This window comes from Halobellus inordinatus, assembly GCF_024464655.1.
Taxonomy (GTDB): domain Archaea; phylum Halobacteriota; class Halobacteria; order Halobacteriales; family Haloferacaceae; genus Haloquadratum; species Haloquadratum inordinatus.
Genome location: NZ_JANHAV010000003.1, coordinates 312690 through 333171 on the forward strand (window position 1 = coordinate 312690; position 20482 = coordinate 333171).

A 20482-nucleotide genomic window follows, 5' to 3' on the forward strand; every position below is an offset into this window, starting at 1 on the left:
CGTTCTCGGTCAGTCGCCGCCGAACGGCCCGAGGAGGAGCATCATCCCGACGGCCACGAGTCCGAATCCAACGGCGACCAGCGGCGTCTCCGGGAGCGCGGTCTCCGCACCGGCCGCTGTCCCGCTGCCGACTCCGAGTCCGATCGAGAGGGCGAGCCAGCCGATGCCCGAGAGCGACAGCCCGACGCCCCGGCGACGCTGTCCCTGGATCACCGCCGCGACCGCCAAAATCGTGTGCCCGGCGAGGAAGGCGACGCCGGCGAACACGAGTTGGCGGGTGACGAGCGCGAAGACGCCGCCGGCGACGAAGCAGCCCACGACGACCGCGCGAGCGATCGTACCGACGAGACCCGAGCGCGTTCCACCCATCGTTCAGAGGAGGCGGTACGTCCCCCGCGATTCGGAGGCCTCGCCGCGTCGGGTCAGTTTGCTCAGTAGCTCGCGGGCCTTCTCGCTCGGGACGCCCCGCTCGTCCGCGTACGCCGCGATGTCGTCTGCGGTCGGGGCGTCGCATTCGCGGAGCGCGTCGCGGACGACATCGATCTGACTCCCGGACGAGCCGGCGTGTGTCCCCTGCGAGGCGCGCTCGCCGGCGGCTTCGACCTCGTCGGCGTCGAGACCGGACCCTTCGAGGTACTCGGCGTCGTCGACGCCGCTGTCGTCGATCTCGCGCTCCATCTCGGCGACGTGTGCGGTCTCTGAGAACGCCTCGCTGTTGCCGCCCTGCTTCGCGAGCAGGGCCGCCCGCGCCTGTCGGGCCGCCTCGCGGTCCTCCTCCTCGACGAACCGGCGGAGCTTCTTCGTCTGATGAGTCCTCCCGCACCGCGGACACGTGGCCGTCTCGGCGGCTCGTGCGTCCTTTAGGAGCCAGAGGTGCTCGCAGTCGGTGCAGCCGACGACGGCGTACATACTCCGGAGTTCCTCGTGATCGGATTTGAACCTTCGGCTCGGCGGCGTCGAGGAAAAATACAGAAGAGATCCGAAACCGTGCGTCGAGCGGCGCTTACGCCAGCTCTTCGATGTTCTCGACGACCTTTTCGGCGAACTCGGAGGTCGCGAGCTTCGTGCCGCCCTCGATCTGCCGGTGGAGGTCGTAGGTGACGTCGCCCTCGGAGATCGTCTTCTCGACGGCGTCGCGGATGAGTTCGCCGGCGTCCTTCCAGCCGATGTACTCGAACATCAGGCGGCCCGAGAGGATCATCGCCGTCGGGTTCACCTTGTCCTCGCCGGCGTACTTGGGTGCGGAGCCGTGGACCGGCTCTGCCAGACAGAGGCCCTCACCGAAGTTCGCGCCCGGCGCGATGCCCAGGCCGCCGATCTGTGCGCCGGCCGCGTCGGACATATAGTCGCCGTTGAGGTTCATCGTCGCGATGACGTCGTACTCGCTGGTCCGGGTCAGAAGCTGCTGGAGCATATTGTCCGCGATGCGGTCGTTGACGACCAGCGTGTCCGCGGGAGCCTCGCCGTCGTACTCCTCCCAGAGTTCGTCCTCGGTGATGACGCCGTCGTCGTACTCCTCTTCGGCGACCTCGTAGCCCCAGTCACGGAACGCGCCCTCGGTGAACTTCATAATGTTCCCCTTGTGGACGAGCGTGACGGTGTCGCGGTCGTTCTCGAGTGCGTAGTCGATGGCCTCGCGGACGAGTCGCTTCGTCCCGAACTCCGTGATGGGTTTGATGCCGATCCCGACGGGGCCGTCGTGGATCACGTCGTCTTCGCCCATCTCGTCTTCGACGAATTCCTTTACCTGCTCTACCTCGTCGGTTCCGGCTTCCCACTCGATGCCGGCGTAGACGTCTTCTGTGTTCTCACGGAACGTGACCATATCCATCGCCGCGGGGTCTTTGACGGGCGAGGGGACGCCGTCGATGTGGTAGGTCGGGCGGACGTTCGCGTAGAGGTCGAGCTTTTTGCGGAGCGCGACGTTCAGCGAGCGGAAGCCGGCGCCGACGGGCGTCGTGAGCGGGCCTTTGATCGCGACGCGGTGCTCGCGAATCGCGTTCACGGTGTCGTCGGGGAGGTTCTCACCGTACTTCTCGCGGGCGGACTCGCCGGCGTAGACGCGCATCCACTCTACAGAGCGACCGGTCGCCTCTGCGGCGGCGTCGAGTACCTTCTGGGCGGCGGGACCAACGTCGGTTCCGATCCCGTCGCCGTGGATGATCGGAATGATCGGGGTGTCGGGGACGTTCAGCTCGCCGGTCTCCTCGTCGGCAAGCGTGATCTTCTCGCCCGTCTCGGGGGCTTCGATCTGGTCGTAGCTCATAAACATCAGCTACTTTCCGCACCTGTCGTAAATTACTGCCGTTATCGCTTTCCAGAAGCAGAACTTGCCAGCAGCAATCATACACGGAAAAACGGGATATTCCCCATCGTCAGCGTCAGTTCGCCGGTTCCGCTCCAGTTTCCGTGCGCACTTCCGCGTCTGTTTTCGTTACTCGACGACGAGCCAGGGGACTTCCATCAGCGGCGGGATGTGCGTCTCGATGTGGTGCTCCCAGACGCCTTCCTCGCCGAATGCCTCGCCGTGGTCGGCGGTGACGACGACGGTCCCGTCGAGTTTCGGAACTAGGTCTGCGATGACTTCGAGCGCGATGCGGAGGTTCTCCTCGTAGAGTTCGAGGGCGGCCTCCCGCGTCCCGTTCTGGACGAGTTCGGTGGGGTCGAGTTCGAGCCAGAGACCGGCTTTCTGTGCGAGTTCGCTGCCTTCGAGAACGCTCTCGATCCGCGGGCGGATCGTCTGGCCGAGCGACTCGATAGGTCCGCTCTCGGCGCCGTCGCCGTTTTCGACCGCCTCTTCCTGTCGACGGATCCCCTTCTGGATCTGCTTGAGCTTCTGCCCCGCGCCACGGGAGAGATACGGCGCGTGCGGCTGCATATAGTGGAGGACGGTGCGCTCGTTGCGGGCGACGAGGTCGCGTCGTTCTTCGAGCGACGCTTCGAGACTCTCTGGCGGGACCGTCCCGAGGCTCTCGTCCCACCCGTGCTTCCAGACGTCGACGATGTCGCTGATGTGTTCGTTGGCGGTCCACTCGTAGTCGCAACTGGCCCCCCACTTGAGTTCGTTCAGTGGGATGCCGAGATCGTTGATGAACGGATTCCCGGAGAAGTACGCGATGTCGTGGTGGTCGGTGAACGTCCGGTAGGCCCACTCGGGCGTCGACGAGCCCACGCTCCAGCGCTTTTCCACCGTCCCGTCGAGATACTCCTCGTAGACCTCAGAGAAGACGTCGTAGCGGCACGCATCCAACACCAGACAGTAATCCCAGTCGGATGCCAGAAAGTCCTGGTCTCTCATCACCGACCGGGGATTTCATCTCGGGCACCGTATTTGTACTGTTTCACGACACCTTTCTCACCGCGTGCGAACGTGCAGTACACCCCTCACGAGCACGTACATTCGCCACGAACGCGCGGAGCCGTGTCGCGTCACCTGTCTCGCCATCAGACGCTTCTTGTGCGCGCGCCTCCACGATGCGAACGCGATGACCGAGTCCGACACCGACGACAGTGCCAGCAGCGACATCGATACCGAGACGGACGCGCCCGCAGAGATCACAATCTACTCCGATTACGTCTGCCCGTTCTGTTATCTCGGCCGGCAGTCCCTCTCACAGTATCAGGCCGAGCGCGACGAGCCGCTCCGGATCGACTGGCGGCCGTTCGACCTTCGATCGAGCAAACGGCGCCCGGACGGCACGATCGACTACGAGGCCGACGACGGCAAAGACGACGAGTACTACGAACAGGCGAAAGAGAACGTGCGGAGGCTCCGCGACCAGTACGGGGCCGAGGAGATGGAACTCGACATCGCGACCGACGTGGACTCGTTGCCGGCGCAGTTGGTCTCGGTCGCCGTCCGCGAGACGTACGACTACGAGACGTGGCTCGCGTTCGACGAGGCGGTCTTCGCCGCACTCTGGCACGAGGGGCGCGACATCGGCGGGGAGGACGTGCTGCTCGACCTCGCAGACGAGGTCGGTGTCGAAGCCCAATTCGTCCGCGACGCGCTTGCCGACGAGGAGCGGCGGGGCCGGCTTCGCGAACGCTTCCGCGACGCGCAACAAGCCGGGATTACGGGCGTTCCGGCGTTCGTGTACGACGATTACGCCGCCCGCGGTGCCGTCCCGCCCGAGCAACTCCGACGGCTCGTCGAGGGCGCGTGAGCGGGTAGTGAAGAATTGAGAGAAGCGAGAACAGAAGCGTTGCCGCCGCGGTCTCGGTCCCCTACTCGTCCGCAGAGCCACCGTCAAGGGCGACGGCAGCGGGGTCCTCGCCGGTCGGCGTCGTGTGCAGCCACTCGTTGGCCCACGACTCGATCTCGTCGAAGACCGGACACAGAGAGCGCCCCTTCGGCGTCAGCGAGTAGTAGGTCGCGACCGGCGCGTCCTCTTCGAGCCGCCGGTTCACGAATCCCAGTTCCTGGAGGTCGTCGAGGACGCGAGAGAGCGTCCGCGAACTGGCGTCCGTCGAGCGCTTGAGCTCGTTGAAACGCTTCTCGCCGTCCTGAAGGTCGTGCAGGACGATGAGTCGCCACTGCGAACCGATCTGTTCCAGCGAATCGATCACCGAGCAGGCCTCCTCGTCGTATTTCTCGTCGGGTTCTGGGGACACAGGCGTCACCTGGTGACATTTTCGTCCGCGAAGGTACAAATGGTTTCGCCTCTATAGTAGGTAACAGAGCGATACCTGCCGAGAGCGACATCCGTTCGGCAGTACGCTGCAACATTCACTATGAAAACCACAGGCATTCACCACGTCACGGCCGTCGCCGGCGATCCGCAGCAGAACCTCGACTTCTACACCGAGGTTCTCGGACTTCGCCTCGTCAAGCGAACGGTCAACTTCGACGACACCACGACGTATCACCTCTACTACGGCGACGAGACGGGCAGCCCGGGTACGGCGCTGACGTTCTTCCCCTTCGAGGGCGCGCGGCAGGGCCGTCCCGGCCGCGGGCAGGCAGTCGCAACGGCGTTCGCCGTGCCCGAGGGGAGCCTCGACTACTGGGCCGATCGGCTCGACGCCAGCGACGCGACTGTCCACGACCGGCAGACGCGCTTCGGCGTGGGCGTGCTCCCCTTCGAGGACCCTCACGGGCAACCCCTCGAACTCGTCGAGTCCGAGTCGCCGATCGAACCGTGGGCGGACGGCCCCGTTCCAGCCGACCGCGCGATTCGCGGCTTCTTCGGCGTGACGCTACACTCCGAGGAACCGGACGCGACGGCGAACGTCCTCGACGTGCTCGGCTTCGACCGCGTCGACTCGGAGCCCGACCCCGACGACGGTGCAGAGCGGGTCCGCTACGCCGCTTGTGGGGATCGCGCGGCCGTCGTCGACGTGCTTCACCGCGGGCCGCCACGGGGTCGCCCCGGCGTCGGCACCGTCCACCACGTCGCGTTCCGCGCGGTCGACGAGGACGAACAGATGGCCTGGCGCGAGCGCCTCTCCGATGCTGGACAGTTCGTGACGCCGCAGAAGGACCGGCAGTACTTTCGATCGATCTACTTCCGCGAACCCGGTGGCGTCCTCTTCGAGATCGCGACCGACGGGCCGGGGTTCACGGCCGACGAGTCGGTCCCGGAACTCGGCTCGGAACTCAAACTCCCGTCGTGGCTGGAAGACGAGCGCGAGCGGATCGAAGCGGCGCTGCCGTCGCTCGGCGGCACCGATGAAACGGCGACGAACGACGAGGGGAGCGGGGCACCGACGACTGACGAGGATGGTGAAGCCACAGTGACCGACGGTGGTGAGCGCCGATGAGCCGACCCGCCGATTCCGAGGACCCGCACGCGGGGCAGCCGATTCAGACCGCCGGCGCATCGCCTGCGGAGGCCGACGCCGCCGTCGTCCTCGTCCACGGACGGGGCGCGCGAGCCGACGGGATGCTCCAGTTCGCCCAGGAGTTCCACCACGACGGCGTTCACTACGTCGCGCCGCAGGCCCAGCGCGGCACCTGGTATCCGAACCGGTTCGTCGCGCCGGTCGAGCGGAATCAGCCCCACCTCGACTCGGCGCTGTCGCACCTCGAACGCGCCGTCGCGAAAGCCCGGTCGGGCGGGCTCCCGGCTGAAAAGGTGATTCTGGTCGGATTCTCGCAGGGCGCGTGTCTCGTCTCGGAGTTCGTGGCGCGCACGCCGCGGCGGTACGGCGGACTCGTGCTGCTCTCCGGCGGACTGATCGGTCAGGAGGGGACCGACTTCGACTACGAGGGCGACGTCGACGGAATGCCGTTCTTCCTCGGCGTCAGCGACGACGACCCCCACATTCCGATGTCGCGCGCGGAGGAGACCGTCGAGGTGTTCGAGCGTCTCGGCGCCGACGTCCGGTTCGACCGCTACGAGGGTCGTGGCCACGGAATCTTCGAGGAGGAGATCGAGTACCTCGACGAACTCGTCGCGGGCATCGTCGAGTGAGAGACAGGCGCGAACGGCAATCTCTCGTCGATCGACCGTCGATCAGTCGGCAGCGATCGTGGTCTGCCGCGGGCGGACCCACTTCGACTCCTTTCGGGACTGGACCGTCTCCTCGGGGCAGACCGTGACGAACTCGTCGTTCCGCCAGTCGTAGGCGGTGAGTTCGTTGCCGTAGACACAGCCGGTGTCGAGGCCGACGGCGTGCTCGCGGACGACGGGCGCGGCCAGCGGCGTGTGCCCGAAGAAGACGCGATCGGGGCCCTCGTAGACCTCCCACCAGAACGGCCGCTCGTAGCCCGACGACAGCGAGCGGAAGTTCTGGAGGTCGTCGACGTCGTGGTCGGCGAGCGACTTCCGGGGGTCGACGCCGCCGTGGACGACGAGCGTGTCCTCCCACGAGAGGGCGACCGGCCGGTCGGCGATCCAGTCGAGGTCCTCGTCGGTGAGCGCCGCGATCGACTTCGAGCCGCGGAGGAGTTTCTCCTCGTTGTTGCCGCGGACGGTCACCATATTCGCCGACTCGCGGACGAGGTCGAGTACGCCCTTGCTGTCGGGGCCTTTCCGGACGAGGTCGCCGACGAACGCGACGAGGTCGTCGTCGGTCACTTCGAGTTTTCTGAGCAGTCGTTCCAGGTCCGCTCGGCAGCCGTGGACGTCGCCGACGACGTAGACGTCGTCCCACTCGCTGACGTCCAGGCGTTCGTGGTCGACAGCCGCGGCGAACTGGGGCTCGGTCATCGTTCGTGCCGTGAACTGTCGGGAGGCCTGTAAACGGTTGCTAGTATTCTCGGTGTGAGCTATATAGTCACGCGTGGGTCTTGGCGCTACTGTGGGACGCCTTTCGCCGGTCGGATCGGCGGGTCCGGAACCTCTTTGAGACGTTCGACCAACTGTTCGGGTATGAGCGACGGACCTCTCGACGAGGAGACGCTAGCGAAGTACAGGGAGGCCGGATCGGTCCTCCGGCAGGTCCTCGACGAGGCCGTAGAAAAGGTCGAACCGGGCGTCACCCACCTCGAAGTCGCCGAGTTCGCCGAGGCGCGCATCGAGGAACTCGCAGACGGGTGCGCCTTCCCGGTGAATATCAGCATCGACGAGGAGGCCTCACACGCTACGCCCGGCCGCGACGACGAGACCGAATTCGACGACGGGATGGTCTGTCTGGACTGCGGCGTCCACGTCGACGGCTACATCGCCGACGCGGCGGTGACCGTCGACCTCTCCGGGAACCCGGAACTCGTCGAGGCCGCCGAGGAGGCGCTCGACGCCGCACTCGACGCCGTCGCACCCGGCGTCGAAACTGGCGTGGTCGGCGGCGAGATCGAGGACGTGATCCGCGGCTACGGCTACACGCCCGTCCTGAACCTCTCGGGTCACGGCGTCGCGCAGTGGGACGCTCACACGGGCCCGACGATCCCGAACCGGGGCACCGACCGCGGTGTGGAACTCGAAGTCGGCGACGTCGTCGCCATCGAACCGTTCGCGACGACCGGGCGCGGCAAGGTCACCGAGGGCTCGAAAGAGGAGATCTACAGCCTCGAACGCGACCGCTCGGTGCGGAACCGCTCGGCGCGGAAGGTCCTCGAACAGGTGAAAGAGGAGTACCGAACCCTTCCGTTCGCCGCGCGCTGGCTGGACGAGCCGCGCGCTGAGATGGCCATCACACGGCTCGAACAGCAGGGCGTCCTCCACGGCTATCCCGTGCTGAAAGAGGACGACGGCGAACTCGTCAGCCAGGCCGAACACACCGTCGTCGTCACCGAGGACGGGTACGAGAACCTGACGGCGTGAGCGAGATGGACCAGGTGTTCGCACCGTGGCGGATCGAGTGGGTCGAACGCAACGGCAACGAGGACATCGACGGCTGCCCGTTCTGCGTTCTGCCCGAGCGTCACGACGACCGGGAGAGCCGGATCGTCGCCCGCAGCGAACACGCCTTCGTGATCCTGAACAACTACCCGTACAACCCGGGGCACCTGATGATCATCCCGTACCGCCACACGGGCGAGTGGAGCGACCTGCGCGACGCGGAACTGCTCGATCACGCACGGCTGAAAGTGGCGGCGATCGACGCCCTCGACGCCGCGTTCGACCCCGACGGCGTGAACGCCGGCGAGAACCTCGGCGGAAAGGCCGCCGGCGGGTCGATCGGCGATCACGTCCACACGCACCTCGTTCCCCGGTGGAGCGGTGACACGAACTTTATGCCCGTCATCGGCGACACGAAGGTGATCGTCGAGGCGCTCGAAGACACCTACGACCGCCTGCACGAGGCGTTCGCGTCGCTGCCGGCAGCGACAGCCGACGCTGACGCGGCGGACGGAACGGCCGCAGGCGAGTCAGGCGACAGCGACGATCCGACGCGGGCCGTCAGGCTCGACTTCGATCTGGCGACCGAAGCGACTTAGCCCTCCGAGCGGTAGGCAAAAACGATGAGCGACGACCGGAAACGGGTCGTCCGCCGCGTCGGGGCGATCATACTCGCGGTCAATCTCGGCCTCGCGCTGGCGAAAGGGGGCGTCTGGTGGCTCACCGGGAGCCTCGCGGTCGGCTCCGAAGCGGTCAACAGCGTCGCCGACAGCGTCTACAGTCTCGTCATCCTCGCCGGCCTGTACCTGACGACGCAGCCGCCCGACTTCGAGCACCCGCACGGCCACGAGCGAATCGAGCCGTTCGTCTCGCTGTTCGTCGCGCTGGGCGTGTTCGCGGCGGGCGCGGCCGTGCTCTGGAACGCCACGACGGCGGTGCTGAACGGGACGTACGGCGTCGAGGCCGGAACGACGGCGGTCGCGGTTCTCGTCGGGACTGCCGTCACGAAATACGGACTCTACCGGTACTGTCTCCGGATCGGTGAGCGCCGGCACTCGCCCGCGATCGTCGCGGCCGCGCTCGACAATCGAAACGACATTCTGACCGCGGGCGCGGCGCTCGTCGGCGTGCTCGGGGCGTCCTTCGGCGCGCCGATCCTCGATCCGATCGCCGCGGGCGTCGTCTCGCTCGGCATCTTCTACACGGGCTATGAGATCGTCCGCGACAACGTGAACTACCTCGTCGGCGCGGCACCCCCCGAAGAACTCCGCTGGGAAATCATCGAACGCGCGCTCGAACACCCAGAGGTCCGCGGCGCCCACGACGTCGTCGCCCACTACGTCGGCCCCGAAGTCGACGTGAGCATCCACATCGAAGTAGAGGGGGATATGACGCTGTTCGAGGCCCACGACATCGAGTCGGCCGTCGTCGACTCGATCCGCGCGATGCCCGAGGTCGACGACGTATTCGTCCACGTCGATCCGAAAGAACTCGGCGAGTGGAAAGAAGACGCAGAGGCCGATCAGCTCCTCGAAACCGTGGCAGAGGACGGCGACGACGGCGACCGCGCCGAACGGAGAGAGCAAGCGCGCTGATAGCGAATAGACGCGACACGACGCATAGAGCGACGAGACACGCGGACGTAGCAGACGCGAGTACTCGCATCCACCGACTCTCGACTCGTCCCGCAGTGCTCACGCCTTTCCAGCGATCGTGAGCCGGACCCACCCGAGTTCGGGGATGTGGAACTGCGCTTTCGCTCTGACCCAGGAGGGCTTGACTACCGGCGCGATGCCCGCGGCCTGGTCGTACGCGCGGTTGTTGTCGCCCTTCGTGATGTAGCCCGCGTGCGGTGCGGGACAGGCGGCCAGTTCCGCGCAGTCGTCCGCGCCGCGAAGATACGCCGGGTCGGCCTCGTCGTACCAGTTCTCATCAGCGTCGACCCTGAAATGTGCGCGGTGGATGATCGGCGATCCCGCCCGGGAGGGCGGAGCGAAGACGATGACGTCGCCAGAGGCCCCCAGGCGCGAGTAGTTCCCGGCGGTCGCAGCAGTAACGACGCCACGCGCGTCCGCCGATTCCCCGGCGAACCGGCCGGGATCGGAGACGACGACGAGATCGCCGGTTTCGACGTGCGGCACCATACTCGGGCTCTCGATGGCCACCATCGGCGGCCACACGCCCGCGACGCCGAAGAGCACGACGCCGAGGGCGAGGACCACCGCGACCGTCGTGGCGGCGTCGCGGAGGTGGAGGAAGGCGGCGGACCGATCCATCGACAGTCCGTGCGTGACGAGGCCGAAAAAAGACCGCGGTCAGCGCCGACGCGGCAGCGTCGGAGGCGCTTGTCGAACGCGACGACTCATAGTGATTACTCTCACTGTGTACCGCCGAGCGCCACTCCCGGTGGCGATGGTCGGCGGTAAGAGACGAGAGTAATCATTATCACACCGGATCGCCGAACGCGTACACCGTCTGGTGGCTCGTCACCTCGACGTCGAGGAAGTCGCCGGGTTCAATCCCGTGTTCGGCGGCGTTCTGCACGATGATCTGCCGGTAGGCCTCGTCGCGGCACTTCAGCGAGTCGCCCGTCCCCTCGCGGACGGCCATCACCCGATGCGTCTCGCCGACCATCGACTCGTAGGCTTCGGCGACGACGTCCATCTTCAGTTCGGACATCTCCTTCGAACGCTCCTTTTTCACCGTCCCGCCGAGGCCCTTCATCTCGGCGGCGTCGGTGCCGGGGCGTTTCGAGAAGCGCGTGATGTTCACCTTCTCGGGCCGAACCTCGCGGAACAGCGCCATACTCTGGGCGTGGTCCTCGTCGGTCTCGGTCGGGAACCCGACGATGAAGTCCGTCGAGAGCGTCCAGTAGTCCAGCGTCTCGTCGAACGTCTCGACGATTTCGGTGAACTTCTCGACGCGGTGTTGTCGCCGCATCGCTTCGAGAACGGTGTCGGAGCCGGACTGAACGGGGAGGTGAATGAAGTTGTACAGTTCGTCGTGGCGCGCGAAGACCTCCGCCAGTTCCTCGCGGATGCCGTGGACGCCACCGGGGTTGGCCATCCCCAGTCGAACCCGGAAGTCACCGTCGATCTCGGTGCAGATCCGGTCGAGCAGTTCCGGAAGCTTGCGGTCGCCCGTATCCCAGCCGTAGACGCCGGTGTCTTGGCCGGTTATCCGCAACTCCTTCGCACCGGCGTGGACGAGTGCGCGGGCCTTCTCGACGTTCTCTTCGACCGGCGGCGAATCGACGCGGCCGGTCGCGAACTTCGTGATGCAGTACGAGCAGTTCGAGAGGCAGCCACGAGCGATCGGGAGGATGCCGACGACGCCGTCCAGCACGGGTTCGGTCCCCGGGCCGGGCGTCGGGCACTCGCCGTTCGTGACCGCGGCGGGGACGTCGTCCCAGTGGAGGATCTGGGCGTCGACGTCCTCTTCGCGGAACTCCTCGCCCTGTGCGAGGGCCATACAGCCGGTGATGATGAGATCCGCCGTCTCAGACTCCAGTTCTTTGGCCCGACGGAGCATATTGCGTTCCGTCTTCTCGACCACCGTGCAGGTGTTCATAATGGCGACGTCGGCCGCCTCCGGACCGTCGACGGGGTAGTGGCCGGCGTCGCGGAGCGCGCTCTCGATCTGCCGGCTCTCGCCGCGGTTGGAGGTACAGCCGTACGTCTCGATGTGGTATCGGGCCATCCGATCGGTGCGAGATACCCGACGAGCGGCCAAAAGCGCGACGGTTCGGGGACAGTCCGCTGGCCGAGATCAGCCGCGAAGCGCCTCGACTGGCGGATCGTTCGCGGCCTTCCACGCGGGGTACAGCCCGCTCAGCACGCTCGCGAAGACGGCGAAGCCGAACCCGATCAACAGATAGCGGATGCTCTCCCAGCCGAAGACGAGCGTCGGATCACCGGCCAGGACCTGAAACACCACGAGCCCAACCGCGAACGAGACGGCGGCGCCGACGACGCCCCCGATCACTCCCAGGAACGCGGCTTCGGCGAGGATCATCCGGAGCACTTCGCCTCTGCGGATTCCGACGGCCCTGAGCACGCCAATCTCACCGCGGCGCTCGATCGTGCTCATCAGCATCACGTTGAGGATGGCGACGCTCGCGACGACCAGCGAGATCGAGCCGATCCCGAGCAGCGCGAGGTTGAGCGTGTTCAGAAACGAATCGATGTTCTCTTGCACGCTCGCGAAACTGGTGACGCTCAGCACCTCCTCGTCGTCCTCGTTGACCCGCGCTTCGATGGCGTCGGCGATCCGCTGGGCCTCCTGGCCGTCCGCGGCCACGATCGTTACCGAGTCGTAGTACTGCTGCTCGGCGAGCGCCGACAGGGGCAACACGAGTTCGTTGCCGCCGCCACCGAAGCCGCTCTGCGATTCGATCAGCCCCCGAATCCGGTAGAGCCGTCCGTCGTACTCTACCGGGTCCCCGAGCTCGAAGCCGAGTTGGGTCGCGGTGCTATTGGTGAGTAACGCCCCCGACTGTAGCCGGTCGGGGTTATCGCCCGCCGAGACGTCATAGAGCGCGCTCGCCTCCGTCAGGGCAGTCACGCTGACGCGGGCTTCCTGACCGTCACGCGAGGTGAGCGTCGTCCGGTTGGACTTCTTCGGGACGACCGCAGCGTCGCCGGCGAGGCCTCGGATCTCCTCGACTTGCTCTTCGGTCACACCCTCGGTGGTGCTGTCCTCGCCGGCGGTGACGGTCACTTCGTCAGCGAGCGTGCCGAGATTCGCGGTCGCCTGCTGTTGGAGGGCGACGCCGGCGATGCCGAGCGACGCGATGGCGACGACGCCGATGACGATTCCGAGCGTCGCCAGCGCCGTCCGGATTCGGTTCCGGCCGAGATTCCGCCACGCCATCTGGACGCTCGGGAACCGCCACAGCGCGCTGGTGATGCTCACGACTGCACCTCCCCGTCGACGAGGCGAACGACGCGGTCTGTGTACTCGACGAACTGCTCGTCGTGCGTCACAGCGACGATAGCGATGTTCTCCTCCTCTTTGAGCCGCGTCAGTTCCTCGAGGATCGTGCGCCCGGTGTCCTGATCCAGATTCCCGGTCGGCTCGTCGGCCAGCAGAATCTCGGGTTCGTTGATCAGGGCGCGAGCGATCGCGACGCGTTGTTGCTGGCCACCCGAGAGTTGGCTCGGCGTGTGGCTAAGCCGGTCACCCAACCCGACGCGCTGCAGGAGATCCACCGCCCGGTCGTGCCGGTCGCGTTTCGTGTCCCACATCGACGGCAGTTCGACGTTCTCCGTCGCGGTCAGCATCGGCAGCAGGTGGAACGCCTGAAACACGAACCCGATCGTCGAGCGTCGCTCCTCGGTGAGTTCGTCTTCCGTGAAGTTGGTGACGTCACGGCCGTCGAGCCGAACCGTTCCCTCTGTCGGCGTATCGAGCAGGCCGATCATATTCAGCATCGTGCTCTTACCCGACCCCGAGGGACCGATCACCGTCACCATCTCGCCGCGGTCGGCGTGGAAGTCGACGCCTTTCAGCGCCTCGATCACCTCCTCGCCGCTCTGATAGCGCTTGACGACGCCTTCGAGTTCGATGACGCTCATTGTCGCCAGCGGTAGACGCCGAACGCGACGAGTACGAGCACGACGATGCCGCTTCCGATCGCGATCAGCGGGAGGCCACCAGCACCAGAGCCACCCGGCGACTGCTGTCCGCCGCTGTCGGCTTCGCCGCCGGTCGCAGACACGACCGCCGCGTCGAGACTCACCTGCTGTGTCGTCGTCACGCGCTCGTTGTCGACGATGTACGAGATTTCGACGGGGACCGACGTCACGTCCGACTCAGCGTGCGCCGTCAGCTCGAACCGCGCGAACTCGCTGCCCTCGATCGCGCCGATGAAGTACTCACCCGACGGAGGCGCAGGGCTCACACCGTCAGCGTCGGGGACGCGCACGAGGACCGACTGCGTGTCGGTGGTCCCGAGGTTCGCGGCGTCGCCCTGAATAGTAATCCCCGTGCCGGACCGGGTGACTTCCACGCCGGTGAGGCGGATTTCGCCCGTCACTGGGGTTTGGTCGTCGAGGTCGACGTCGAGCGACGTCGTGTGGGAACCTCCGCCGGCGGAGTAGGTTGCGGTGAACGTAACCGTGTCTGTTTCGAGGTCGTCGGTGTCGAAGGCGGTCGATTGGCTCGATCCGGGGTCGACGTCGAACAGGAAGTTGCGTTCGATCGGCTCCCCATCGGCGGTGGCCGTGATCTCGACGTCGGTGAGGTTCGTGTTTCCGAAGTTCGTGAGCGTGAGCTCAGTTCCAGACCCGCTTTCGGGCGTGCCGGCCGACAGGCTCGCTCTAACCGTCGGGTCGGACACTTCGACGTACACCGGGTACGAGTAGGAGTAGTACTCGCCCGCGTCGTCTTGAACGACTACCTTGAGCGTCAGCCGCTTTTGGCCGGGGCTCTCAAAGCTCGTCCGCACGGGTACCGTGACCGAGCCGCCGGGGGCGATCGATCCGAGTTCTTCGACTCGCGCGTACTCTCTGGTGGTTCCGGGCACGCGAACGAAGACGTCCCGCACGTTGACCGTCGACGGACTGTTTTCGAGGTTCGAGATCGTCGTCTCGATAGTTACTGTTTCGCCCGTGTTCGGGTCCTCGGGACTGATAGTGACAGCAGACATCTGGACGGCCGGACCGGCGGCCGAGGCGGTCGTTACGACAGCGCTCGAGCTACCGAGCAGGAGGGACAGTACGACGAGCACGCGGAGAGATGTGGACCAATTCATAGTGCGTATTGTGGCGTCGCGACCCGTGGCTGTAGGTCGATCGACACGAACACGTCGCTCTGGGAGCGCGGTGCTTGCAAGTCTTTCCCTATTCGTTCGACGAACAAGGCACCGAAAGCGACGCCACTCGGCGGTAGAGAAAGAAGGGAAGAAAGCGTATCGTGGCTAGTTGTTGAACATCTCGCGCATCATCGGGTGCATCTCCATCAGCTGCTCCTCGGCGATCTCCTCGTACAGCTTGTACGTGATGGAGACCGTAAGCAGCAGCCCCGTTCCGGAGACGCCGCCGATCGTGCCCAGCATATTCGCGAGCACGGCCAGCAGGCCGACGAGCGCACCGCCGATGACGGTCACCTGCGGGATGTAGCGCTCCATGACCTTCTCGATGACCTGTGGGTTCCGCCGGAAGCCGGGGATCTGCATCCCGGAGTTCTGGATCTGACGGGCGGTCGCTTCGGGACCCATCCCCGTCGTCTCGACCCAGAAGATGGCGAAGATCGCGCCACCGACGATCATAAAGATCAGGTCGATGAGCACGCGAGCGACGATCGCTGCGGGCTCCTGGGAGGTGAATCCGAGGAACCACATCCAGTCCTGACGGGACTGGATCGGCGCGAGATACCAGAACAGGCCACCGGTGACCTGTCCCTGCGTGTACTGACCGAGCCACGCGGGCATCCCCGCCCACCAGTTGTTCAGGATCTGCCCGAGGAACTGGAGGTTCGCCTGCAGCGCGCGAACGAGGATCATCGGCAGGACGCTCGCGTAGATGAGCTTCACCGGGAAGCGACCGCGCGCGCCCTTGACGTTAGCGTGCGAGAGCGGGATCTCGACCCGGACGCTCTCCGCGTAGACGACGATGCCGAAGATGAGCAGCGTCGTGATGAGTGCGAGGATCTGCCCCTGTCCGAGGAAGATGTCGGAGAGACCACCCGGCGTCAGCGGCGAGCCGATCTCGGCTGCACCGGTGAGGATCCCGATCCACGTCGGGAAGAACCCGCTTTGCCCGCCGAGGCTCTGCCAACTGAACAGACCCGCGACGAGTTGCTGGCTGACGCCAGCGATAATGAACAGGCCGACACCGGAGCCGACGCCCCACTTGCTCACGATCTCGTCCATGAATAGGATGAGGACGCCGCCGACGAACATCTGCGCGAAGATGATACCCTTCACGCCGACGGTGCCGATACCGAGCGACTGCGCGAGCGGTTCGCTCGCCGGCAGGAAGTTGCCGGCGAACACCATCGGGAGCCCGGTCAGACAGATCATCACGACCACCAGCAGCTTCTGGAGACCCTGATAGAGGATCTGATCTCGGGGGTCGTCGGTGTCCAGCCCCAGCAGATCGGCTCCGCCGAGCAACTGGAGAACGATGCTCGCCGTGACGATCGGACCGATACCCAGCTGCAGGATCGACCCCTGCGAGCCGGCGAGGATACTACGGAACTGTCCGTAGAAGTCCCCGCCCGCGCCACTGGTCTGCAGTCCGAACAGCGTCACGTTCGTCAGGAAGAAATACAGCACGAGGATCCCGGCAGTCCAGCCAAGCTTCCGGCGGAACGGGACGTGTCCCTCCGGACGCGCGACTGACGGCATCCGCGTCAGCACCGGTTCGGCGGCCTCCTTCCAACCCATGGATTACTCCTCGGCGTCGTCTGTGTTAGATTCTTCTGCTTCGTCCTCGGCGGCGAGTTCCTCGCCGCGTTCGGTGAGTTCGACGCTGCCGCCGGCGTCCTCGACGAGTTCGGCCGCGCCGTCAGAGAACGCGTCGGCGACGAGGTGCAGTTCCTGTCGGACCTGCCCGCCACCGAGCACCTTCACGATGTCGGCGTCTTCGGCATCGTCTGCGACGTCGCGAGCGTCGACGTGGTACGCGTCGCCGTCCTTCTCTGCGAGACCGTCGGCGGCCAGCAGGGCCGCGTCCTCGTCGATCTCTTGGACGTTGACCTCAGCGATCGTTCGCTGGGAGTCCTCGGGTCGCTTGAACCCGTGTTTGCCGATCGGCTCGTAGTTGTGGAACTCGTGCTTGTCGCGACCGGCGCGACCGCGGCCGCCACGGTGGCCGGCACCGCGCCGGTTCTTGTGGGTGCCGCCGCCGTGCGTGCGCGACCCGCGCTGGCGTCGTTTCTTCGACGTCATCGCATTGCCTCCAGGAGTTCGTCGATCTCTTCGGTCTGGTGCTTTCCGAGCTGACCGCCTTCGATGGTCGGGTGCTTCTGACCGCGGTGTCCGCCGCGCGGCGGGTGCAGTCGAAGGACCGGCGAGAGACCCTGCTCACGCAGCGTCGTCTCCTCGTCGACCAGCGCCTCTGCGAGCGCACCGAAGTCGTCGTAGTCGGTGTTCTCCGCGAGCCACTCGTCGTCGACGTCAGCCTCGCCCTCCTCGGGCTCGGCTCGGGTGCGGAGCACCGTCTCGACGGCGTCTGCGCTCGGCTCGCCGTGTGCGACGTAGTCGTTGACCTTCGTGATCATTCCGCGGTACGTCTCCGTCTCCGGGACGAGCGCGCAATGGTTCACGTGATGGATGTTGAGCATCTTGAGCGTGTCGTGAACGCCCGTGCTCATATTAACATCGCCGCGGATCTGAACGACTGCCTGCATCACTCGTTCACCTCTTGTTCACGCTGCTTGGCCGCGGCGCGTCGGGGCGTCCGCGACTGCGAGGCGTTCTTCAGCGCGTTGTACGTCGCTTTCGCGAGGTTGACCGTGGTCCGCGTGTTCCCGTTCGAGCGGGTCCAGGCGTCCTGGACGCCCGCCAGTTCGAGGATGTTGCGGACGGTCGGTGCAGCCGCGAGGCCGAGGCCCTGCGGCGCGGGCATCACTTCGACGGTCACCGAGCCTGCTTTCCCTTCTGCCTTCCGCGTCAGGGAGTTGAGGCCACCGGCGGAGTCCTCCCAGGACCCCGAACCGCGGTCCACCGAGATGATGTTGAGCTTCGCGACGTCGATCGCCTTCTGGATAGCCGATCCGACCTGGTCGTCTCGCGCCTCGGCGTAGCCGAGGTAGCCGTCGCGGTTACCGATCGCGACGACGCAGCGGAACTTGACCCGGCGCCCGGAGTCGGTCATCCGCTGGACCATATTGATGTCGAGAACCTCGTCGTCGAGCCCCGGCAGGAGCTGATCGACGAGTTCCGGCTCTTTCAGGGGCAGGCCCGTGTTGAGGGCCTGCTCCATCGAGGTGACGTCGCCTTCCTGTACCATTCGGCCGAGCCGCGTGCGCGGCGTCCAGCCGTTGTCGTTGCGTTGGCTCATGCGTCCTCCTGTAGTCGCTCGAGCACTTCGTCGAAGTGCTCAGGGAGTTTCGTGGCGTCGAAGTCCCCGGAGTAGAGGTCCTCGTCGAGCTGCTCGGCGTACTCGGCGATGTGCTCGCCGCGGTTACGCGACCAGTCTGCGAGAACCGCGTCGTTGTGCGGGATCTCGAGGCCAGCGTCTATTGCTCCTTCCTGCACCGCGAACACCTTGTTACCGGGCGTCGCGGTGTTCAGTCCGATGTCGAGTACGGCCTCTTCGAGGCCGGCTTCGATGGCTCGCGTCCCAGCGAGGAACCCGGTGAGGTACGCGCTCGGCAGGTTCCCAGTGGGAGCCTCCCAGCCGTACTCGCCGAGGTCCTCCGAGGACGCGGCCGCGTGCGTTTCGTCTCCGTCCGGACCGGGGGTGATCAGCTGCGCCCTGACGTGCTTGTTGCTCACGCGAGCAACGAGGCGGGGCTTGCCCGATTTCAGCAGGCGCAACCTCTGGTGGTAGTCCGTCCGGACCTCGCGGCGACGCCGCATCGGCACCTTGTAGCGTGGTCCTGTTGCCATTATTCTATCTCCACGTCGTAGTTATTCCGGATGTGTGCTTCGAGCCGCGCCACGTCTTCGAACTCGCCACCCGACGCCTTGTTGTACACTTCGCGGTACTGCGTCGGATTGAGCGGGCCGTCGTCGCGCAGTTCCTTCAGGCGACGACGCTGTGCGCGGATGCGGCTGACCCATTCGTCTTTCGAGTTCTTCCGACCGCCGGCTTTCCCTTTGCGGGAGCCGGGGCCCTTGCGGTGACCGTAGGCGCGCTTCGATGCGCGCTCGCGAGCGCGACCCTTGGAGTTGCCCTTCGCGTCCTTGGCGCGAATGGTCCCCTGATCGACCAGGTCACGGATGTCGTCGCGAGTGATGGCCTCCGCAATCTCGGACTGTTCGTCTGGATCGAACCACACGCGGTCCTTTCCGACGTCGAGGACGTCGGCGGCCATACGCTTCTGTGCTTTCAGATCCGTCATTACTCTTCGACCTCCACTTCGACGTAGGTCGGGTTGAGGACGCGGATCTCGCGGTCCTCAGCCACTTCCTCGATGCGTTCGCGCTTGCGCGCGCCGACTTTCGAGGCGATTCGGACGGCCTGGGTGTCCCCGTCGACGCCTTCGAGGTCGTCGACGTTGTGGACGCGCACTTCCTCGAATCCCGAGGGGTGCAGACCGCGGGCGGCCTTCGGCGTGCGGTAGCCCGCCTCGACCATATCGCCCTTGCCCTTGATGCCGCGGCGCTGTTTCGAGAGGTTGCCGCGGGGCTTCCGCCACGATTCGGGCGTCCGCTTCTTCTTGTGGTACTGCTGCCGACGGAACGCGGGCTTGCCCTCGCGGTGCTTCTGGCCCAGCGCTCGCGCGGTATCGTCGTCGAGGGTCGGCGTCTTGTCGGCGTGGCCACGGGGACGGAGTTCGGTCTCGACCTCCTCCTCGGGCTCGGCTTCCTCTTCGGTCTCCTCTTCGACTTCTGCCTCGGTCTCCTCGGTGACTTCGAGTCCGCCCACGTCGGCCTTGATACGGGCCGCGAGCGCGTTCCCGATGCCGTCGACCTCTGCGAGTTCCGATTGGCTTGCGGCCTTCACGTCGTCGACCGACTCGTAGCCTGCCTCACGGAGCGCGTCGGCCTTCGAGGGGCCGACGCCGCTGATGTCTTCGAGTGTCTCGATGTCGTCGTCGGACATATGTTAGGCACCTCCCGTCTGCGGCTTCTGCGTGATGTAGACGCCGTCCTGGAAGACGCGCGTGTCCTTGTCCGTCACGCGAGTGAGCTGTTCGATGTCGGCGGCGGTCTGCCCGACGTCCTCTTTCGAGGGTCCCATCAGGGTGACCTCTTCGCCGTCGACCTGTACGTCCGTGTCTCCGCGGATCGGTGTCCGTCGCGAGGACTTCTCTCCGAGGAAGTTCTCGATGACGACCTCGTCGCCGTCGACGTCGACCTGCATCGGGAAGTGGGCGTAGTAGACTTCCATCTTGTACTCCCAGCCTTCGGTGACCCCGTGGATCATATTCGACACGTGGCTCTCGAAGGTCCCGACAGTCGCGTTCGTCTTGGCGTCGGTCTCGTCGGATTCGATGACGACCTGGTCGTCCTCGACGCTGACGCTGACGGAGGGGAACCACAGCGTCCGGGTGACGCTGCCGTTCGGCCCCTCGACTGTCAGATCGAGGTTCGACACCTCGGCGGAGACCTCGTCCGGAATTTCGATTTCTACTCTGGTCAT

At 65.8% G+C, this 20482-nt stretch carries 25 protein-coding genes; 6 read left to right on the forward strand and 19 right to left on the reverse strand.

The genetic code is table 11. The annotated features are described in order from the left end of the window. Nucleotides 1-9: 9 nt before the first annotated feature. From NO347_RS08510 to NO347_RS08525, 4 genes are all read right to left on the reverse strand, one after another. Nucleotides 10-369 carry a hypothetical protein gene (locus NO347_RS08510; RefSeq protein WP_256289202.1) on the reverse strand — a complete coding sequence of 120 codons (360 nt, stop codon included), beginning with the start codon at nt 367-369 and terminating at the stop codon, nt 10-12. A gap of 3 nt (nt 370-372) precedes the next feature. Then, a complete protein-coding gene (locus NO347_RS08515; RefSeq protein WP_256289203.1) occupies nt 373-909 on the reverse strand; it encodes a DUF5817 domain-containing protein in 537 nt (178 codons plus the stop codon). 94 nt (nt 910-1003) lie between these two features. Next, on the reverse strand, nt 1004-2266 hold the full coding sequence (gene icd / locus NO347_RS08520; RefSeq protein ID WP_256289204.1) for an isocitrate dehydrogenase (NADP(+)): 1263 nt from the start codon (nt 2264-2266) through the stop codon (nt 1004-1006). A 168-nt stretch (nt 2267-2434) separates the two neighbouring features. Next, nucleotides 2435-3298 carry a hypothetical protein gene (locus NO347_RS08525; RefSeq protein WP_256289205.1) on the reverse strand — a complete coding sequence of 288 codons (864 nt, stop codon included), beginning with the start codon at nt 3296-3298 and terminating at the stop codon, nt 2435-2437. A 187-nt stretch (nt 3299-3485) separates the two neighbouring features. Between NO347_RS08525 and NO347_RS08530 the strand changes: the two genes are divergently transcribed. After that, nucleotides 3486-4166 (forward strand): DsbA family oxidoreductase, encoded by a 681-nt coding sequence (locus tag NO347_RS08530; protein ID WP_256289206.1) that lies wholly within the window; start codon nt 3486-3488, stop codon nt 4164-4166. A gap of 61 nt (nt 4167-4227) precedes the next feature. Here NO347_RS08530 and NO347_RS08535 read toward each other — a convergent pair whose 3' ends face one another. Next, nucleotides 4228-4614 carry a winged helix-turn-helix transcriptional regulator gene (locus NO347_RS08535; protein WP_256289207.1) on the reverse strand — a complete coding sequence of 129 codons (387 nt, stop codon included), beginning with the start codon at nt 4612-4614 and terminating at the stop codon, nt 4228-4230. A 120-nt stretch (nt 4615-4734) separates the two neighbouring features. Here NO347_RS08535 and NO347_RS08540 point away from each other — a divergent pair, with 120 nt between their 5' ends. Next, nucleotides 4735-5763, forward strand: coding sequence for a ring-cleaving dioxygenase (locus NO347_RS08540; protein WP_256289208.1), 1029 nt, complete (start codon nt 4735-4737; stop codon nt 5761-5763). Further along, nucleotides 5760-6416, forward strand: coding sequence for an alpha/beta hydrolase (locus NO347_RS08545; RefSeq protein WP_256289209.1), 657 nt, complete (start codon nt 5760-5762; stop codon nt 6414-6416). The genes NO347_RS08540 and NO347_RS08545 overlap by 4 nt, the downstream gene beginning before the upstream one ends. 42 nt (nt 6417-6458) lie before the next feature. Here the strand turns inward: NO347_RS08545 and NO347_RS08550 are convergent, their stop codons facing one another. Further along, a complete protein-coding gene (locus NO347_RS08550; RefSeq protein ID WP_256289210.1) occupies nt 6459-7154 on the reverse strand; it encodes a metallophosphoesterase family protein in 696 nt (231 codons plus the stop codon). 162 nt (nt 7155-7316) lie between these two features. Here NO347_RS08550 and map point away from each other — a divergent pair, with 162 nt between their 5' ends. From map to NO347_RS08565, 3 genes are read left to right on the forward strand one after another with little or no spacing between them, the layout of a single operon-like run. Then, nucleotides 7317-8207, forward strand: a complete 891-nt coding sequence (gene map, locus NO347_RS08555) for a type II methionyl aminopeptidase (RefSeq protein ID WP_256289211.1) — start codon at nt 7317-7319, stop codon at nt 8205-8207. A 5-nt stretch (nt 8208-8212) separates the two neighbouring features. After that, complete coding sequence (locus NO347_RS08560; RefSeq protein ID WP_256289257.1) at nt 8213-8824, forward strand: HIT family protein; 612 nt, start codon at nt 8213-8215, stop codon at nt 8822-8824. 24 nt (nt 8825-8848) lie between these two features. Further along, nucleotides 8849-9820 (forward strand): cation diffusion facilitator family transporter, encoded by a 972-nt coding sequence (locus NO347_RS08565; protein ID WP_256289212.1) that lies wholly within the window; start codon nt 8849-8851, stop codon nt 9818-9820. A gap of 99 nt (nt 9821-9919) precedes the next feature. Here the strand turns inward: NO347_RS08565 and NO347_RS08570 are convergent, their stop codons facing one another. From NO347_RS08570 to NO347_RS08630, 13 genes are all read right to left on the reverse strand, one after another. Next, nucleotides 9920-10507, reverse strand: a complete 588-nt coding sequence (locus NO347_RS08570; protein WP_425492364.1) for a S26 family signal peptidase — start codon at nt 10505-10507, stop codon at nt 9920-9922. Between the two features lie 163 nt (nt 10508-10670). After that, nucleotides 10671-11924, reverse strand: a complete 1254-nt coding sequence (locus NO347_RS08575; RefSeq protein WP_256289214.1) for a tRNA (N(6)-L-threonylcarbamoyladenosine(37)-C(2))-methylthiotransferase — start codon at nt 11922-11924, stop codon at nt 10671-10673. Nucleotides 11925-11993: 69 nt separating this feature from the next. Further along, a complete protein-coding gene (locus NO347_RS08580) occupies nt 11994-13139 on the reverse strand; it encodes an ABC transporter permease (protein WP_256289215.1) in 1146 nt (381 codons plus the stop codon). Continuing rightward, a complete protein-coding gene (locus NO347_RS08585) occupies nt 13136-13801 on the reverse strand; it encodes an ABC transporter ATP-binding protein (RefSeq protein ID WP_121569949.1) in 666 nt (221 codons plus the stop codon). Before NO347_RS08585 ends, NO347_RS08580 begins: the two co-directional genes overlap by 4 nt. Next, nucleotides 13798-14979, reverse strand: a complete 1182-nt coding sequence (locus tag NO347_RS08590; RefSeq protein WP_256289216.1) for a COG1361 family protein — start codon at nt 14977-14979, stop codon at nt 13798-13800. Before NO347_RS08590 ends, NO347_RS08585 begins: the two co-directional genes overlap by 4 nt. A gap of 165 nt (nt 14980-15144) precedes the next feature. After that, nucleotides 15145-16614, reverse strand: coding sequence for a preprotein translocase subunit SecY (secY, locus tag NO347_RS08595; RefSeq protein WP_256289217.1), 1470 nt, complete (start codon nt 16612-16614; stop codon nt 15145-15147). A 3-nt stretch (nt 16615-16617) separates the two neighbouring features. Then, nucleotides 16618-17118 carry an uL15m family ribosomal protein gene (locus NO347_RS08600; protein ID WP_256289218.1) on the reverse strand — a complete coding sequence of 167 codons (501 nt, stop codon included), beginning with the start codon at nt 17116-17118 and terminating at the stop codon, nt 16618-16620. Further along, on the reverse strand, nt 17115-17579 hold the full coding sequence (locus NO347_RS08605; protein WP_256289219.1) for a 50S ribosomal protein L30: 465 nt from the start codon (nt 17577-17579) through the stop codon (nt 17115-17117). Before NO347_RS08605 ends, NO347_RS08600 begins: the two co-directional genes overlap by 4 nt. Further along, the gene (locus tag NO347_RS08610; RefSeq protein ID WP_256289220.1) at nt 17579-18232 is read right to left on the reverse strand and encodes a 30S ribosomal protein S5; all 654 of its coding nucleotides are present in this window, start codon (nt 18230-18232) and stop codon (nt 17579-17581) included. Before NO347_RS08610 ends, NO347_RS08605 begins: the two co-directional genes overlap by 1 nt. Beyond that, nucleotides 18229-18783 (reverse strand): 50S ribosomal protein L18, encoded by a 555-nt coding sequence (locus tag NO347_RS08615; protein ID WP_121569955.1) that lies wholly within the window; start codon nt 18781-18783, stop codon nt 18229-18231. The genes NO347_RS08610 and NO347_RS08615 overlap by 4 nt, the downstream gene beginning before the upstream one ends. Further along, a complete protein-coding gene (locus NO347_RS08620; protein WP_121569956.1) occupies nt 18783-19238 on the reverse strand; it encodes a 50S ribosomal protein L19e in 456 nt (151 codons plus the stop codon). Before NO347_RS08620 ends, NO347_RS08615 begins: the two co-directional genes overlap by 1 nt. Beyond that, nucleotides 19238-19942 (reverse strand): 50S ribosomal protein L32e, encoded by a 705-nt coding sequence (locus NO347_RS08625; protein WP_121569957.1) that lies wholly within the window; start codon nt 19940-19942, stop codon nt 19238-19240. Before NO347_RS08625 ends, NO347_RS08620 begins: the two co-directional genes overlap by 1 nt. A gap of 3 nt (nt 19943-19945) precedes the next feature. Beyond that, on the reverse strand, nt 19946-20482 hold the full coding sequence (locus NO347_RS08630) for a 50S ribosomal protein L6 (protein WP_121569958.1): 537 nt from the start codon (nt 20480-20482) through the stop codon (nt 19946-19948).